Annotated in this window: 1 protein-coding gene; it reads left to right on the plus strand. The window is 58.6% G+C overall.

Annotation, left to right across the window (positions count from 1 at the left end; all coding sequences use genetic code 11):
- The coding region (locus tag SB816_RS34800; RefSeq protein WP_410548600.1) for a proton-conducting transporter membrane subunit at positions 1-237 on the plus strand (237 nt) is incomplete at both ends.

Here is a 237-nt window from a genome sequence, read left to right on the forward strand (position 1 = left end):
GGCGCCGACGGCAGGCTCGGTCATTCTGGCTGGCGTGATGCTGAAGCTCGGCGGTTACGGTTTCATCCGTTTCTCGCTGTCGATGTTCCCCTTGGCGTCGGACTATTTCGCTCCCTTCGTCTTCACGCTGTCGGTTCTCGCCATCATCTACACCTCGCTGGTGGCGATGATGCAGGACGACATCAAGAAGCTGATCGCCTATTCCTCCGTTGCCCACATGGGTTACGTCACGATGGG

The sequence above is a fragment of the Achromobacter sp. SIMBA_011 genome, from assembly GCF_046535435.1.
GTDB classification, from domain to species: domain Bacteria; phylum Pseudomonadota; class Gammaproteobacteria; order Burkholderiales; family Burkholderiaceae_B; genus Achromobacter; species Achromobacter dolens.